The sequence below is a fragment of the Pseudomonas sp. BNK-30 genome (assembly GCF_047456185.1).
Taxonomy (GTDB): Bacteria; Pseudomonadota; Gammaproteobacteria; order Pseudomonadales; family Pseudomonadaceae; genus Aquipseudomonas; species Aquipseudomonas putida_E.
Genome location: NZ_CP179904.1, coordinates 1,964,389 through 1,978,246, shown reverse-complemented (window position 1 = coordinate 1,978,246; position 13,858 = coordinate 1,964,389). Strand labels below are relative to the sequence as shown.

Below are 13,858 nucleotides of genomic sequence, written 5' to 3'. Positions count from 1 at the left end.
ACAGGCCTCGGCTAACGCGACTGTTCAATTCGGCTGGCGGCCTCCACCATGGCTGTTCTGCCCGCCCTTGCGGCCAGCTTGCGAGGCGCGCTCTCTATCATTGGCAAAGTTGCCGCCCGACGCCTGCCCGCCCTTCTGGCCTGCACGGGAGGCCCGTTCACGGTCATTGGCAAAATTGCCGGGGTTGGTTTCCTTGGTGCCGCCACGTTGTCCAGTCCGCTCTTGATCACGAGCCATGTCGTTTCTCCTTGCGATGGAATGGTTGGACGCATGAATCTTTGCCATGCCCTTTTTCCGAACCGCCGATGCGCAGGATTGCTCAATTCAATCGCGGGCAGGCGACCGGTGGCACGAAACACCGCCCGGAGAAATGTTTGCGCGCTCCCTTCTTGCCGGTGCTGCGAGCCTTACGCATGCACACTCCACTGTGTCACTTGCGCCTCGATCGGCATTTCATCGATGGCATGGATCAGGCCGCTCTTCAGTGCCTCCTGAGGATCCAGTATTCGCGGATAAGCCATCAGGTAGCGTTGAACGTCCAGTGCTTCGGCGCTGCCAGCAGTTCTTTCAGTGACGATCTGGGCATACAGCCGCAAATCATAATCCAGGCTCATCGCATACTCGGCCATACGCGCATGGTCCACTGCGCCATGCAGGGTCCAGTGAAACGGGTGAAACAAGAACTTGCTCATGGCGCAGGCGGTACGGTGCTCGCCCGCCAGAAACAGGATGTTGCCCATCGATTCGACGGTGCCGAGGTTGTGCGTGTGCACAGGTACAGGCAAGGCACGCAGGAAGTTGTACAAGGTAAACCCATAGCTGCATTCGCCGCCCATCGTGGCGATGTTCAACTGAAGCACATCGCCCCCCTGCTGCATCACCTTGGAGCAGGTACTGATCAGGTTGCCGCAGGTGGATGAGTTGATCGGGCCGGTGAAGTGAATGATGTGTCGGGCCATGTTTGCCTCCAGGTTAGCGGGTCATTCCCGTGTGCCGAACAAGCCTCCCATTGCGCCATCGCAACGTATTCGTCAGGTCTGCTTTTCGGTGGAAACGTGCGCGGGTGCAAAGTTCCCAGGACAGAGCCAGCCACCACTGGTCAACCATCCTGAACCGTTTGTGGTCGCTGCGGGTCGCTAGTGAAGGGACAGCAATGAGGACCACAGTGTGAGCGAGATCCGCATCGGCATATCCGGATGGCGCTATGGCCCCTGGCGCAAGGACTTCTACCCCAAGGGCCTGCGGCAGGACGATGAATTGGCATTTGCCTCGCGCGCCGTCAACAGCATAGAAATAAACGGGTCGTTCTATAGCCTGCAGACACCGGAACGCTATGAGCGCTGGCGGGACGATACGCCGGAAGACTTCGTCTTTTCAGTCAAAGGGCCCCGCTATATCACGCATGGCCGGCGCCTCAATGACATCGAAGAGCCGCTGGCGAATTTCTTTGCATCGGGCCTTTTGTTGCTGGGCGACAAGCTGGGGCCGATTCTGTGGCAGCTCCCGCCGAACATGAAATTCGATGAGGATCGTTTCGAGCGGTTCCTCGCGCTATTACCTCACGACCGCGAGGCGGCGCACGCCTGTGCCCGCAACTGCGCTGAGCGTTTACGGGGTAATGGCGGCACTGCCATCGACGGCAATGCACGTATGCGCCACGCAGTAGAGATTCGTAATGAGAGCTTTATGTGCGAGGCGTTCGTGCGCATGCTGCGCAAGTACCGGGTGGCGCTAGTAGTCGCCGACAGCGCGGGAAAGTGGCCCTCTGTCGAGGATGTAACCGCTGATTTCGTCTACCTGCGTCTGCACGGGGATGTCGAGCTTTACAGCAGCGGGTATACCGCCCGCGCCTTGCGCCGCTGGAAGCAGCGGATCGAATGCTGGAGTCGCGGCGACCAGCCGGACGATGCCCACCTGATAGTCGATCAGCCGCCACCCCGGCGTGCGTCACGGGATGTGTATTGCTATTTCGACAACGACCAGAAGGTACATGCACCTTACGACGCGCGCCGTCTTCTGGACAAACTGGATCTGAACGGCCACTTGGTGACAGAACCGGGTGTGACACCGCAGGTGCAATTGTGAACAAGACACTGCAAACACCCGCCAGCATCATCGACCAGGCCACCGCAGTACATCGTCTCAATGTATTGACGATCAACGTGCACAAAGGCTTCACCGCGCTGAACCGGCGTTTCATCCTGCCCGAATTGCGCGAGGCGGTTCGAGCCACTGATGCCGATCTTGTGTTCCTGCAGGAGGTGCACGGCAGCCATGAGCACCATGCCGTGCGCCATCCCGCGTGGCCCGAAACCCCGCAGTATGAATTTCTCGCCGACAGCATGTGGCCGCAGTTCGCCTATGGCCGCAATGCCATTTACCCGCATGGCGATCATGGCAACGCGCTGCTCTCGAAATTCCCTATCGCCGAGCACCGCAACCTCGATGTATCGATCCATGGCAACGAACAGCGCGGCTTGCTGCACTGTCGCCTGGAGGTGCCTGGCCACGAATCGGTTCATGCAGTCTGCGTGCATCTAGGGTTGCGTGAAGCCCATCGGCAGCGCCAGGTAAGCCTGCTGTTCGACTTGCTCGACAGCTTGCCCGCCGATGCACCGGTGATTGTCGCCGGGGACTTCAACGACTGGCGCTTGAAGGCCGACGCTGTGCTCTCGCAACGCCTGGTAGAAGCGTTCGGTGAGCACTTTGGTAGCCCGGCCCGCAGTTTCCCGGCGCGCCTGCCGCTGCTGCGGCTGGACCGTATCTACTTGCGCAATGCCAAACCGGGCAAGGCGCAAGTGTTGTCCCATTATCCCTGGTCGCATTTGTCTGACCATGCCCCATTGGCTGCGGAGATCAACCTGTGAACAAACCTTGGGTGGATGGCAACAGTGTCGAGCTGTTGATCAATGGCGAAGGCTTTTACCCCCGCGTGTTCGAGGCCATGGCTCAGGCGCGCGAAGAAATCCTGCTTGAAACGTTCATCATCTTCGACGACAAGGTCGGCCAGCAGCTGCAACGGGTGCTGATCGATGCGGCGCGCCGCGGCGTGCGGGTGGAACTGGCGGTGGATGGTTACGGCACAGCCGATCTGCCGGATGCCTTCATTTCGGCGATGACCGAAGCGGGTGTGCGGTTTCACGCCTTCGACCCGCAACCACGGGTAGCCGGCATGCGGACCAACCTGTTCCGCCGCCTGCACCGCAAGATCGTGGTGGTGGATGGCGAACGGGCATTCGTTGGCGGGATCAACTACAGCGCCGATCACCTGGGCGATTATGGCCCGATGGCCAAGCAGGACTACGCGGTGGAGGTTCGTGGCCCGGTGGTCGCGCAGGTGCACGCTTCCAGCCGACGGCTGATGGCCCCGGTCCTCGAACCGCCCAGTCAGGTACAGCCGCTCACCCAGCCCGCAGGCCAAGTAAGCGCCGTGCTGGTCGAGCGGGACAACACGCGCCACCGTAGCGATATCGAGGCCTGTTACCTGCAGGCCGTGCGTGCTGCCCGTCAGCGCATCGTAGTTGCCAATGCTTATTTCTTCCCCGGTTACCGCCTGTTGCGCGAGTTACGCAATGCAGCGCGCCGTGGTGTGCAGGTAACCCTGATCCTGCAGGGCCAGCCGGACATGCGCTGGGTACGTGCGCTGTCCAGACTGTTGTACAACTACCTGTTGCGCGACGGCGTGCATATTCACGAATACTGCCAGCGCCCTCTGCACGGCAAAGTGGCGTTGGTGGACGATGAATGGTCGACAGTGGGCTCCAGCAACCTCGACCCGCTGAGCCTGTCGTTCAACCTTGAGGCCAACCTGCTGATACGTGATCGGGCGTTCAACCAGCACCTGTACCAACACTTGGCCTCGCTCGCCAGTGACCAATGCAAGGCGGTGACGCTGGAGCGGATGATCCGCGGCTACTGGTGGCGGGCGCCGCTGATTTTCATCGGCTTTCACCTGACCCGCTACTTTCCGCGCATTGCCGGCTGGTTCCCGGCGCACCGCCAACGCCTGAAATCTGTCCAGCCTGAAGCGCAGGCCCAGGGCGACCTTCACGAGGGCAATACCTGATGAAGCACAAAGCCTGGCATACCTGGGGCAAGCGCCTGCTGACCCTGCTGTTCATCGTGCTGATACCGGCGCTGCTGTACATGCTGGCGCGCAACCTTGACTGGAATGAGGTACGCCAGTCACTGGTCGCCTACAAGCCAAGCACCCTGATCATCGGCTTGGGCCTGGCGCTGTGCAGCTACCTGACATTCGCCGGCTACGACCTGCTGGCCCGGGCCTATACCGGCCACCACCTGCCAGCGCGGCAAGTGCTGCCGGTGGCATTCGTCTGCTATGCCTTCAACCTGAATTTCACCACCTGGGTCGGCGGCGTTGCCTTGCGTTACCGGTTATACGGACGGCTGGGCCTGGACACGGGGACCATCACCAAGATCCTGACCCTGGGGCTGCTGACCAACTGGATGGGCTACATGCTGCTTGCCGGTACGGTGTTCGCCCTGCGCCTGGTCAAGTTGCCGGAAAACTGGGCAGTGGGCGTAACCGGGCTGCAGATGATCGGTTTTCTGCTGCTGGGTGTGGCACTGGCCTATCTGCTGGCCTGCGGTTTTGCCAAGCGTCGTACATGGCGGGTGCGCGAGCATGAAATCACCCTGCCCTCGCTGCGCCTGGCGCTGTGCCAGGTGGCGCTGGGGGCCAGCAACTGGGCATTGATGGCAGCACTGATTTACTGGCTGCTGCCCGGAGACCTGTTCTACCCCTCTATTCTCGGCATCTTGCTGATCAGTTGCGTGGCTGGAGTCGTCGCCCACATTCCCGCCGGGCTGGGTGTGCTCGAAGCCGTGTTTCTTGCGCTGCTGCACGGCCAACTGGGCCAGGGCAGCCTGGTGGCGGCGCTGCTGGGCTACCGCACCCTTTACTACCTGATCCCGTTGCTGCTGGCGGTGATTACCTACCTGATACTGGAAAAACGCGCCCGCGCTATGCGCCAACGCGGTGAAGCGACATTACGCAAGACCTGAACACGGGCCCAAGGCCCGGGAGGTGGCACATGCGTTTATCTCTGCTGATGGTGGTGCTGGGCAGCCTGGCCAGCACGCAGGTACTGGCCGACGCGTGCGAGGTGATGACCCGCTCCGCCAGTGAAGCGGTCAAGCCAGTTGAAGGACGGACCTGTTACAGCTACAGCAACATGCCGGCTGAAGCGATCAATTGGTCGTGCAGCAATGAGAGCAAGGAGATGCTCAGCACCGAGAAGCACAAGGTCCCGCGCTGCGCCGATGGCAGTGTGGGCAGCTGCATCGCGCCGTTGACCCAAGAGACCCTTGCCAACCCGAAATCGACAGGGCGCGACGAGCCCTCCACACGCCCGACGCTGCCCAAGGACGCTCAGGTAATCACGTATTACTACGACACTCCCAGCCTCGGCCAGGCCCGTACCGACTGCGAGCGCAATAACGGGATCTGGCAGACGCATTGAGGCCCAGGCCTGCCGCGCCCCGGGAGCCGGCATTGCCAGCTCCCGGGGCGCGTGCTGCAGCAGATATCAAGCTGTTCAAAGGGTCAGGGGGAAATCGGGTCGCTGGCCGGGAAGGTTTCATCCAGGGCATTGTCGACCTTGTTTTCATCGGGCTGAGCCGCTTCACCGCACTTGCAATCAGTCATGCGGCACGGCTCACCATTGCGGTGCCCTGATGCACAAGCCTCACAGCAATAGGCTTTGTCATTCTGCATGCGGGCATTCTCGTCCACCGTGCAAGAACAGTTCGCACACGCACATCGTCGCTCATTCATGGTCATTTCCTCGGCTCGTTATCAACCACTTCATCAGTCCAGGGTTCACCGTCCAGCGGAGCGGACCGTGCCAGCTCAGCTTCGTCCAGGCCAATGCCACCACCGATCTCCTGCTCATCGACCTCACGCAGGCTCTCGTCCGCTGGGCCGTCGTCATCGCCCGGTTCGTAAGGGTCGCGCGCGCCAGTTTCATCCAGCAGGGTGCCGGGGCTCAGGTCATCGTCGGTGACGTTGTCTTCCTGCACGCTGTCCGTCAGTGTCTCACCGCCGGTCATGCCGCCTTCTGCGACGCGCCGCGCAGGGAACTCCTTCGCTACTTCAGCCGCCGGGCGTTCATCCCCTATGCGCCCCTCGGGGCGGTCGTTGAAGTCCAGCTCGTGCACGCTGCCCATGCGGTCCTCGGTGTCATCGATTTCGCTGGGGGTATAGGGCTGGCGATCATCGGGTCGGCTCATTTGGGCTCTCCATCAGGGGTGTGTCCGGTCGACTGTGAGTGGGCCTGGAAAATTCAGAGTTTTTTTACCCCCAGCATGCAATCGATTTTTTTGAACTACCGCCCGGCCTGCTGCCTCCCAAATGAGAGACCGAGCCCCCCGGGAGCCTTAGATGATGGCCAAGCCCCTGCAGGAATATGAGCGCAAGCGCGACTTCAATGCCACACCCGAGCCCAGTGGCAAGCGCAGCCGTGCCAAACGTAGCCATGCCCTGCAGTTCTGCATTCAGAAGCACGACGCCAGCCACCTGCATTACGACTTCCGTCTGGAACTGAACGGTACGCTGAAAAGCTGGGCCATCCCCAAAGGGCCCTCCCTGGACCCCAAGGTGCGACGCCTGGCGGTGCACGTAGAGGATCACCCGCTCGACTACGCCGATTTCGAAGGCAGTATCCCGCAGGGTCACTATGGCGCCGGCGATGTGATCGTCTGGGACCGTGGCATCTGGGAGCCAGAGGGTGACGCAAACCAGGCCTATGCCAAGGGCAAGCTGCGCTTTCGCTTGCAAGGAGAGAAGCTGAGCGGCGTGTGGAACCTGTTCCGCACCCGCATGGCAGGCAAGAAAGAGCAGTGGATGCTGGTCAAGTCCCACGATGCTCAGGCACGCAGCGAGGCCGACTACAGCATCGTTGAAGCGCAGCCTGACAGCGTGATCAGCGATCGCACGCTGGTGCCGCGAAGCAGTGCCAGCGCCAAACCTGTGCAACCGCCCAAGCGCAAGCGGGCCGGCGCGGGCAAGAAAGCGACCTTGCCCGGGCAACTGCAACCGCAGCTTGCGACCCTGGTCGATTCACCCCCCGCTGGGGACTGGCGCTATGAAGTCAAGTTCGACGGTTATCGCGTGCTCGCTCGTATTGAAGGCGACGACGTGCGGCTGTTCACCCGCAACGGCCATGACTGGAGCCACAAAATGCCAAGGCAAGTGGCTGCGCTTCGCGCTTTAGGCCTGGACAGCGCCTGGCTTGATGGCGAGATGGTCGTCAACGGCGAGAACGGGGTGGCCGACTTCCAGGCGTTACAGAATGCCTTCGACACCGCCCACGACGAGCGGATCGTCTATTACCTGTTTGACCTTCTTTTCCTGGGTGGCCAGGACCTGCGCGAGCGGCCCCTGGAAGACCGGCGCAAAGCATTGGGTGAACTGCTTGAGCATGACCAGTCCGAGGTTCTGGAGTTTTCTGCCGACTTCGAGCAACCGGTGGAGTCGCTGCTCGACAGCGCCTGCCGCCTGCAGCTCGAAGGGTTGATCGGCAAGCGCGCCGGTAGTCCCTATACGGGCCGGCGCAGCGCGGACTGGATCAAGCTCAAGTGCAAACAGCGCCAGGAGTTCGTCATCGTCGGGTTCACCGACCCCAAGGGGAGCCGCAGCGGCTTCGGTGCCCTGTTGCTCGCCCTGCATGACCCGGACACCGGTGAGCTCCGTTATGCCGGCAAGGTCGGGACCGGCTTCAGCGCCACCACACTCGACAGTATCCATGCGCGCCTCAAACCCCTGGAAATCGGCAAACCCGCCCTGCCCCGGCCACCCACCGGAGCTGAAGCCCGAGGAGTTCATTGGCTCAAGCCGAAACTGATGGCAGAAGTTGCGTATGCGCAAATGACCCGGGACGGCGTGGTTCGCCATTCGGTCTTCCATGGGCTGCGCGACGATAAACCTGCCAGCGCCATCGACCTGGAGCGTGCCATGCCTGCCAAGACCGTGCCCAAAGCCAAGCGTGCCAAAGCGACAGAAGGCCTGGGCGACCTGCGCCTGACGCATCCGGAGCGCATCATCGACGCCAGCATTGGCGCCACCAAGCGCCAGATTGCCGAATACTACGCAGGCGTCAGTCAGTGGATCCTGCCGCAACTCAAGGACCGCCCGGTGGCGCTGGTACGGGCGCCGGAGGGCCTCGATGGCGAGCTGTTCTTCCAGAAGAACGCCGGCCAGTTGCATATCGCCAATGTGCTCAGTTACGACAAGGCCGAAGCCGGTCAGGCGGCGATGGTCATCAATCGCCCTGACACGTTGCTCGGTGCCGTGCAGATGAACATGCTCGAGCTGCACACCTGGAATGCCACCGACAAGGACTTCGACAAGCCCGACCGTTTTGTGCTCGACCTTGACCCGGACCCGGCACTGCCCTGGAAGGCCATGCTCGAAGCCACTCAGCTCGCCCTCACGCTGCTCGACGAACTGGGCCTCAAAGTGTTCCTCAAGACCAGCGGCGGCAAAGGCATGCACCTGGTGGTGCCATTGACCCGCCGTGCGGGGTGGGACGAGGTGAAAGACTTCAGCCATGCCGTAGTCAATTACCTGGCCAAGCTGTTCCCCGACCGGCTCAGCGCGGTGTCCGGGCCAAAGAACCGGGTTGGGCGGATCTTCATCGATTACCTGCGAAACGGTAAAGGTGCGACCACTGCCTGCGCTTACTCCCTGCGTGCCCGGGAAGGCCTGCCGGTGTCGGTGCCGGTCTGGCGCGAAGAACTCGGCCAGCTCAAGGGCGCCAACCAGTGGCACATCGGCAACCTGCACGAACGCCTGGCCGAGGTCGATGACCCGTGGGCGGACATGGGCAAAACCCGACAGTCGATCACAGCGCGCATGCGCAAACAGATGGGGATGACATGAGTATCATTCAGGATTTTGACCTGAACACCCTCGACAGCCTGCTGCGTACGTTCAGCGAGCGCGCGCAGCCTTTGAGCTTGGACACCAAGCTTTCGCAACTGATGCAGGCGCTGTTGGCGGACCATCTCGACCTGCTCCCGCTGCCGGGCCAAGGGCATACCTTGCAGCGTTGGCAGACCTTGGCGCGCATTGCCGGCTGCGACCTGGCACTGGCCAAAGTGTACGAAGGCCATACCGACGCGCTGGCGATTCTGGCTGAATGCGGCGCTGCTCACCTGGTGGGGGATGCTGTATGGGGCGTGTGGGCCGCAGAGCCCCCTGAAGCGCGGGCGCGGATCATTGCCCGTGACGGCGATAAGTTGCGCCTTGCCGGTAGCAAGGCCTGGTGCTCAGGTGCCTTGCAGATCGACCGTGCGCTGATCACCGCCTGGGCTGAAGATGACCAGCCGCAACTGGTGGCGATCGAACTGGCCCACCCCACCCAGGGGTTGCAGGTCGATCACTGGCAAGCAGTGGGTATGGCCACGACCGCCAGCATTGAAATCACCTTTGAGGGTTCGCCTGGGATCGCCGTAGGCCAGCCAGGGCAGTACCTTTCACGCCCCGGTTTCTGGCACGGCGGTGCGGGGATCGCTGCCTGCTGGTACGGCGCCGCAGAGGCGCTGGCCGATTATTTGCGTGAACGTTGCCGCAAACCACGCCCCGATCCGCACGCCCAGGCGCACCTGGGGGCAGTGGATGCGGCGTTGTACGGTGCCCGTGCAGCACTGCGTGAATGTGCTGCGTGGATAGATCGCCAGCCCAGCGCCGACGCCAGCTTCGAGGTACGCCGCGTGCGTGCCCAGGTAGAGCACGCTGTAGAGCAGGTGATCCACCATGTGGGGCGTGCGTTGGGTGCAACGCCGTTCTGCCGCAGCAGCCATTTTGCACGGCTAAGCGCCGACCTCCCGGTCTTTCTGCGCCAGAGCCATGCCGAACGCGACCTGGCCGCACTCGGCCAACAGCTGGCCCAGGTGCCGGCAGGAGCCTGGCAACTATGAGCGAGAACCTGATCGAGGCCAGTGAAGGCAGGCCATGGGCTGCGTGGCAGCAGTCCGCACACTTGGCGCGGGCGACTTGGATCACCCCGGACCAATTGCTACCCGCAGGTCGACGCCTGGTACTGCTGGCGCCGCACCCCGATGACGAGATTCTCATGGCCGGTGGACTGTTGGCAGGGCTGCACGGCCGCGAGCAGGACGTGCTGCTGATCTCCGCCACCGACGGTGAAGGGAGCCACCCTGATTCCGCGACCTGGACCGAACACCGCCTGCGCCGCCAACGGCCACTTGAAAGCCGGCACGCCCTGCAACAGCTGGACCTGGACCTCAACCGGCTGGACTGGCGGCGCTTGCACCTCAAAGACGGTGCGCTGCCACGAGACGAAGCGTTTCTGGTTAATCACCTTAACCAACTGCTCGAGCCGGATGACGTGCTGATGACGACCTGGCGCGGCGACGGCCACTGCGACCACGAAGCGCTTGGCCGGGCGGCAGCGCAAGCCGCCCTGGCGCGCCAGGTGCAATTGGTGGAAGTGCCCGTGTGGGCCTGGCATTGGGCTCAGCCTGACGACCCGCGCCTGCCTTGGTCGCGGGCGCATCGCATTGCGCTGGATGAAGCACGGGTTGCGCGCAAGCGTCAGGCCTTGGCGGCGTATCACAGCCAGCTGGAGTCCGACCAGGGGCGTGCGCCGGTACTGCCCGCCGACCTGCTCGATTGCCTGCTGCAACCCTTCGAACTGGTGTTCCTGTAAAGGAGTTGTCATGAGCCCCGATGCGCAATATTTCGCCGACCTGTATGCCAACAATGACGACCCCTGGGCGTTTCGCACCCGTTGGTACGAGCGCCGCAAGCGCGACCTGCTGATGGCCAGCCTGCCACGCCAGTGCTACCAGCGGGTGTTCGAACCCGCCTGCGCCAATGGCGAGCTGAGCGCCGCGTTGGCGGAGCGCTGTGCCGAGTTGCTGTGCCATGACCTTGACCCTAAGGCAGTGGCACTGGCTCGCCAGCGCCTGGCGGGGTTGCCCAATGCTACCGTCGTCGCTGGGCGCTTGCCGGCGGACTGGCCTGGTGGCAGCTTCGACCTGATCGTGCTCAGTGAAGTGGGTTACTACCTGAACGCTACCGACTGGTTGCAGGTGATCGAGCAGTCGGTAGCGAGCCTGACCTATGACGGCGGGCTGTTGGCCTGCCACTGGCGCCACCCGATTGCTGGGTGCCCACAGGATGGACGTGAAGTGCATCAGTTGTTGGCCAAGCACGTGCCGTTATACCCGGTGTTTCGCCATGAAGAGGCGGATTTCCTGTTGGAATACTGGTCATGCCAGCCCAGCGTGGTCGACCTGGACGAGACATGCCCATGATTGCTGTCGTCATTCCCGCCCATAACGAAGCGCGTCGCCTGGGCCGCTGCCTCAAGGCCATGGCAGCGGCGGTGGCCTTGGCCAGGCAGGCAGGCCATCAGGTCGAGGTATTGGTGGTGCTGGACCGTTGTCGTGATGCCAGTGCCGCTGTGGCCAAGCGTTTCGGTGTGCGCACGCTGGCGGTGGAGGCTGGCAGTGTCGGCATGGCCCGCCGCCTAGGCGCGGCGCTGATGCTGGACCGTGGCGCCCGCTGGCTGGCCTGTACCGATGCCGATAGCCAGGTGCCCTCGCACTGGCTGCTCTGGCAACTGGCCTGCAGTGCAGAGGTGGTCTGTGGCACGGTGCATATCGAGCACTGGCAGCCCTGGCAACGCGCTGCGCTACGCAAGCTGTACCGCAGCGGTTATCAGACATGTGAGGGCCATCGGCATATTCATGGTGCCAACCTGGGTGTCTGTGCCCGCGCTTATGAGCGTGTGGGGGGCTTTCAACCGCTGGCGGCGCATGAGGACGTGCAACTGGTGCGTGACCTGGAGGCTAGCGGCGCACAGATCGTATGGACAGCCAAACACAGTGTGGCAACCAGCAGTCGACGCGACAGCCGGGCTCGGGAAGGGTTTGGGGATTTTCTGGCGGGTCTGCAGGTTCGTCTGGACGGGTGATGGCATGGTGTATCAGTGTTATCGAGATCGAGTACCGCGCCGGCGGCGCTCGATCTCAACGACGCCACAATATTCTAGGCAAGCGCCCCGCCCCCTACAGTCATGAAGCCTTACGCGTACGCTTGCCAGGCTTCTTCTCGGCAGGCGCTTTCTTCGCAGCCTTGCCGCCCAGGCTGCGCTTGAGCAGTTCGGTGAGGTCGATGATATCGGCGCTTTTTTCGGCTTCGCCCCCTTCGCCCTTGTCCACCACGCTGATCTTGCCTTTGCTGGCCTTTTCTTCCACCAGGTCCATGATGGTCTGGCGGAACGCATCATGGTACTCATCCGGAGCCCACGAGCCGCTCATGTCTTCGACCAGCCGCTTGGCCATGTCCAGTTCGCGCTTGTCGAGCTTGGTGTCGGTCACGCTCTTGTCCAGCTCAAGCGTCTCCAGCCCGCGCACCTCTTCCGGCCAGCGCAAGGTGATCATCACCAACGCGTCGTCCAGCGGCCGCAACAATGCCAGGTGCTGGCGTGTATGCAGCACCACCGTGGCCAACGCCACCTTGCCAGTGCTCTCCAGTGTTTCACGCAGCAACGCATAAACTTTGCCGCCGCGACGATCCGGGCTCAGGTAATACGGTGTATCGAAGTGCTGCAAGGGGATCTCGCTGGCAGCGACGAACGAGAAGATATCGATGGTCTGGGTCGCTTCGGGCCGGGCCTTGCGGATCTCTTCCTCGCTGATCACCACATAACGACCTTTCTCATGCTCCACACCTTTGACGATGTTGTCCTTGTCGATTTCCTTGCCGGTCACCTTGTTGATCCGTTTATAACCCACCGGCTCCATGCTGCGTTTGTCCAGCCAGTCGAAATCCACACGCTCGGTGCGCACTGCCGTGTTGAGCGAGACCGGGATATGCACCAGGCCGAAACTGATCGCGCCTTTCCAGATTGCCCTGGCCATGGCGTGCCTCCTATGGTTGCAGGGAATGGCCCGGCTGGCAGTAGCGCAAGGCGCCACAGCGTTCGCAAAGCTGGCATTGCAGCCCGGGCACTTCGGTTTGGGTCATGGCGCGCCAGTGGCAGCCACGCAGCAGACAGACAAAGGTCATCAGCCACCTCCTTGGCCCGGAAATATCGGGCGCTTACCTGAAATGACTGCACGGCGCGCTGAAGGTTTAGCCCAAATGCCCTACGGCTGTCGAAACTACAGTGGCTTGATCGTCATGGCTGATCAGGGTTCGATGGCGAAAAGCACGCGCTTGAACGCCTCGGCGGCCAGATGTACCTGCACAGACCAGTCCTGGGCCGCATCGCTGCCGGCATCATCGGAAATGTATTTCAGGCAAACGAACGGAATACCTTCATTACGGGCGATCAGCGCCAGAACGTACGCTTCCATGTCGACGATGTCGTATGGAGCATCGCCGTGGCTGACCTCAAAGCTGTCGCCGCTGCCGCAGATGCCCAGCGGCAGCCCATCTATCGGCTGGCCATGCTCGAGCAACACCGGAATATCCGACAGCGGCGTCTCATAGCGGGCGAAGCCCAGCGCAGTGACATCCATGTCGCGTTGCACGAAGCGCGTGCAGCACACCACCTCACCCTTGCCGTATCGCTGGCTGCCTGCCGAACCGAGGTTAACGATCAGTTTGGGGCGCTGGCGCTGAACCGCCTTGGTCAGGGCGATGGCAGCATTGACTTTGCCGATGCCGGTGAAAACCGTATTGAGATCAGCGAACACAGTACCGGCTTCAGCCTCGAGGGCGAATACGAACAGGGTGTCGGCCAGCGTAATGTCGGGGAATTGCTGGGTCAGCATCATGGCGCAGGGCGTTCCAAATGGCTTGCAAAGGGCGCTGCCATTGTCGGTGAACGCTAACTGATTGCAAGCCCCACCGTGGTGG

Annotated in this window: 17 protein-coding genes; 10 read left to right on the top strand and 7 right to left on the bottom strand. The window is 62.1% G+C overall.

All coding sequences use genetic code 11. The features are described 5' to 3' along the window. Positions 1-24: 24 nt before the first annotated feature. Both ACMGGN_RS09255 and ACMGGN_RS09250 read right to left on the bottom strand, forming a co-directional pair. Positions 25-324 carry a general stress protein gene (locus ACMGGN_RS09255; RefSeq protein ID WP_376778920.1) on the bottom strand — a complete coding sequence of 100 codons (300 nt, stop codon included), beginning with the start codon at positions 322-324 and terminating at the stop codon, positions 25-27. An 83-nt stretch (positions 325-407) separates the two neighbouring features. Next, positions 408-959 carry an ATP-dependent Clp protease proteolytic subunit gene (locus tag ACMGGN_RS09250; protein ID WP_046786213.1) on the bottom strand — a complete coding sequence of 184 codons (552 nt, stop codon included), beginning with the start codon at positions 957-959 and terminating at the stop codon, positions 408-410. Positions 960-1,167: 208 nt separating this feature from the next. Between ACMGGN_RS09250 and ACMGGN_RS09245 the strand changes: the two genes are divergently transcribed. Genes ACMGGN_RS09245 through ACMGGN_RS09225 form a run of 5 tightly spaced genes read left to right on the top strand, consistent with a single transcriptional unit; the run spans position 1,168 to position 5,483 of the window. Further along, a complete protein-coding gene (locus ACMGGN_RS09245) occupies positions 1,168-2,085 on the top strand; it encodes a DUF72 domain-containing protein (protein WP_237858440.1) in 918 nt (305 codons plus the stop codon). Beyond that, positions 2,082-2,867, top strand: a complete 786-nt coding sequence (locus ACMGGN_RS09240; RefSeq protein WP_125924144.1) for an endonuclease/exonuclease/phosphatase family protein — start codon at positions 2,082-2,084, stop codon at positions 2,865-2,867. The genes ACMGGN_RS09245 and ACMGGN_RS09240 overlap by 4 nt, the downstream gene beginning before the upstream one ends. Beyond that, positions 2,864-4,066: a cardiolipin synthase ClsB gene (clsB, locus tag ACMGGN_RS09235; protein ID WP_115274793.1), complete on the top strand. Its 1,203-nt coding sequence runs from the start codon at positions 2,864-2,866 to the stop codon at positions 4,064-4,066. Before ACMGGN_RS09240 ends, clsB begins: the two co-directional genes overlap by 4 nt. After that, complete coding sequence (locus ACMGGN_RS09230; protein ID WP_046786209.1) at positions 4,066-5,025, top strand: lysylphosphatidylglycerol synthase domain-containing protein; 960 nt, start codon at positions 4,066-4,068, stop codon at positions 5,023-5,025. Before clsB ends, ACMGGN_RS09230 begins: the two co-directional genes overlap by 1 nt. A 29-nt stretch (positions 5,026-5,054) precedes the next feature. Beyond that, positions 5,055-5,483: a hypothetical protein gene (locus tag ACMGGN_RS09225; protein ID WP_119687029.1), complete on the top strand. Its 429-nt coding sequence runs from the start codon at positions 5,055-5,057 to the stop codon at positions 5,481-5,483. Positions 5,484-5,566: 83 nt separating this feature from the next. Here the strand turns inward: ACMGGN_RS09225 and ACMGGN_RS09220 are convergent, their stop codons facing one another. Both ACMGGN_RS09220 and ACMGGN_RS09215 read right to left on the bottom strand, forming a co-directional pair. Beyond that, positions 5,567-5,797, bottom strand: coding sequence for a metallothionein (locus tag ACMGGN_RS09220; RefSeq protein ID WP_046786207.1), 231 nt, complete (start codon positions 5,795-5,797; stop codon positions 5,567-5,569). 2 nt (positions 5,798-5,799) lie between these two features. Next, positions 5,800-6,252 (bottom strand): phosphotransferase system, HPr-related protein, encoded by a 453-nt coding sequence (locus ACMGGN_RS09215; RefSeq protein WP_115274791.1) that lies wholly within the window; start codon positions 6,250-6,252, stop codon positions 5,800-5,802. Positions 6,253-6,406: 154 nt separating this feature from the next. On the opposite strand from ACMGGN_RS09215, the gene ligD reads away from it, so the two are divergent. Genes ligD through ACMGGN_RS09190 form a run of 5 tightly spaced genes read left to right on the top strand, consistent with a single transcriptional unit; the run spans position 6,407 to position 11,966 of the window. Further along, positions 6,407-8,902 (top strand): DNA ligase D, encoded by a 2,496-nt coding sequence (ligD, locus tag ACMGGN_RS09210; RefSeq protein WP_414156828.1) that lies wholly within the window; start codon positions 6,407-6,409, stop codon positions 8,900-8,902. After that, a complete protein-coding gene (locus ACMGGN_RS09205; protein ID WP_174141194.1) occupies positions 8,899-9,942 on the top strand; it encodes an acyl-CoA dehydrogenase family protein in 1,044 nt (347 codons plus the stop codon). The genes ligD and ACMGGN_RS09205 overlap by 4 nt, the downstream gene beginning before the upstream one ends. Then, on the top strand, positions 9,939-10,694 hold the full coding sequence (locus ACMGGN_RS09200; RefSeq protein ID WP_174141193.1) for a PIG-L deacetylase family protein: 756 nt from the start codon (positions 9,939-9,941) through the stop codon (positions 10,692-10,694). Before ACMGGN_RS09205 ends, ACMGGN_RS09200 begins: the two co-directional genes overlap by 4 nt. 10 nt (positions 10,695-10,704) lie before the next feature. After that, entirely contained in the window at positions 10,705-11,304 is a 600-nt protein-coding gene (locus ACMGGN_RS09195; RefSeq protein WP_125924140.1) for a class I SAM-dependent methyltransferase, read from the top strand. Continuing rightward, positions 11,301-11,966, top strand: coding sequence for a glycosyltransferase (locus ACMGGN_RS09190; protein WP_119689044.1), 666 nt, complete (start codon positions 11,301-11,303; stop codon positions 11,964-11,966). The genes ACMGGN_RS09195 and ACMGGN_RS09190 overlap by 4 nt, the downstream gene beginning before the upstream one ends. A 100-nt stretch (positions 11,967-12,066) precedes the next feature. On the opposite strand, the gene ACMGGN_RS09185 is transcribed toward ACMGGN_RS09190, so the two are convergent. The 3 genes from ACMGGN_RS09185 to ACMGGN_RS09175 all read right to left on the bottom strand — a co-directional run bounded on the left by ACMGGN_RS09185 (position 12,067) and on the right by ACMGGN_RS09175 (position 13,776). Next, the gene (locus ACMGGN_RS09185) at positions 12,067-12,915 is read right to left on the bottom strand and encodes a Ku protein (RefSeq protein WP_046786202.1); all 849 of its coding nucleotides are present in this window, start codon (positions 12,913-12,915) and stop codon (positions 12,067-12,069) included. A 10-nt stretch (positions 12,916-12,925) separates the two neighbouring features. Further along, positions 12,926-13,063: a PSPA7_2676 family Cys-rich small protein gene (locus tag ACMGGN_RS09180; protein ID WP_168216574.1), complete on the bottom strand. Its 138-nt coding sequence runs from the start codon at positions 13,061-13,063 to the stop codon at positions 12,926-12,928. Positions 13,064-13,185: 122 nt separating this feature from the next. After that, positions 13,186-13,776: a nucleosidase gene (locus ACMGGN_RS09175; protein ID WP_251962733.1), complete on the bottom strand. Its 591-nt coding sequence runs from the start codon at positions 13,774-13,776 to the stop codon at positions 13,186-13,188. Positions 13,777-13,858 lie beyond the last annotated feature (82 nt).

What these genes read in the sequence shown, in the direction of transcription:
- ACMGGN_RS09180 (WP_168216574.1), bottom strand. Translation starts at nt 13,063, where the DNA reads ATGACCTTTGTCTGTCTGCTGCGTGGCTGCCACTGGCGCGCCATGACC.
- ACMGGN_RS09205 (WP_174141194.1), top strand. Translation starts at nt 8,899, where the DNA reads ATGAGTATCATTCAGGATTTTGACCTGAACACCCTCGACAGCCTGCTG.
- ACMGGN_RS09195 (WP_125924140.1), top strand. Translation starts at nt 10,705, where the DNA reads ATGAGCCCCGATGCGCAATATTTCGCCGACCTGTATGCCAACAATGAC.
- ACMGGN_RS09200 (WP_174141193.1), top strand. Translation starts at nt 9,939, where the DNA reads ATGAGCGAGAACCTGATCGAGGCCAGTGAAGGCAGGCCATGGGCTGCG.
- ligD (WP_414156828.1), top strand. Translation starts at nt 6,407, where the DNA reads ATGGCCAAGCCCCTGCAGGAATATGAGCGCAAGCGCGACTTCAATGCC.
- ACMGGN_RS09250 (WP_046786213.1), bottom strand. Translation starts at nt 959, where the DNA reads ATGGCCCGACACATCATTCACTTCACCGGCCCGATCAACTCATCCACC.
- ACMGGN_RS09175 (WP_251962733.1), bottom strand. Translation starts at nt 13,776, where the DNA reads ATGATGCTGACCCAGCAATTCCCCGACATTACGCTGGCCGACACCCTG.
- ACMGGN_RS09190 (WP_119689044.1), top strand. Translation starts at nt 11,301, where the DNA reads ATGATTGCTGTCGTCATTCCCGCCCATAACGAAGCGCGTCGCCTGGGC.
- ACMGGN_RS09215 (WP_115274791.1), bottom strand. Translation starts at nt 6,252, where the DNA reads ATGAGCCGACCCGATGATCGCCAGCCCTATACCCCCAGCGAAATCGAT.
- ACMGGN_RS09185 (WP_046786202.1), bottom strand. Translation starts at nt 12,915, where the DNA reads ATGGCCAGGGCAATCTGGAAAGGCGCGATCAGTTTCGGCCTGGTGCAT.
- ACMGGN_RS09225 (WP_119687029.1), top strand. Translation starts at nt 5,055, where the DNA reads ATGCGTTTATCTCTGCTGATGGTGGTGCTGGGCAGCCTGGCCAGCACG.
- ACMGGN_RS09230 (WP_046786209.1), top strand. Translation starts at nt 4,066, where the DNA reads ATGAAGCACAAAGCCTGGCATACCTGGGGCAAGCGCCTGCTGACCCTG.
- ACMGGN_RS09220 (WP_046786207.1), bottom strand. Translation starts at nt 5,797, where the DNA reads ATGAATGAGCGACGATGTGCGTGTGCGAACTGTTCTTGCACGGTGGAC.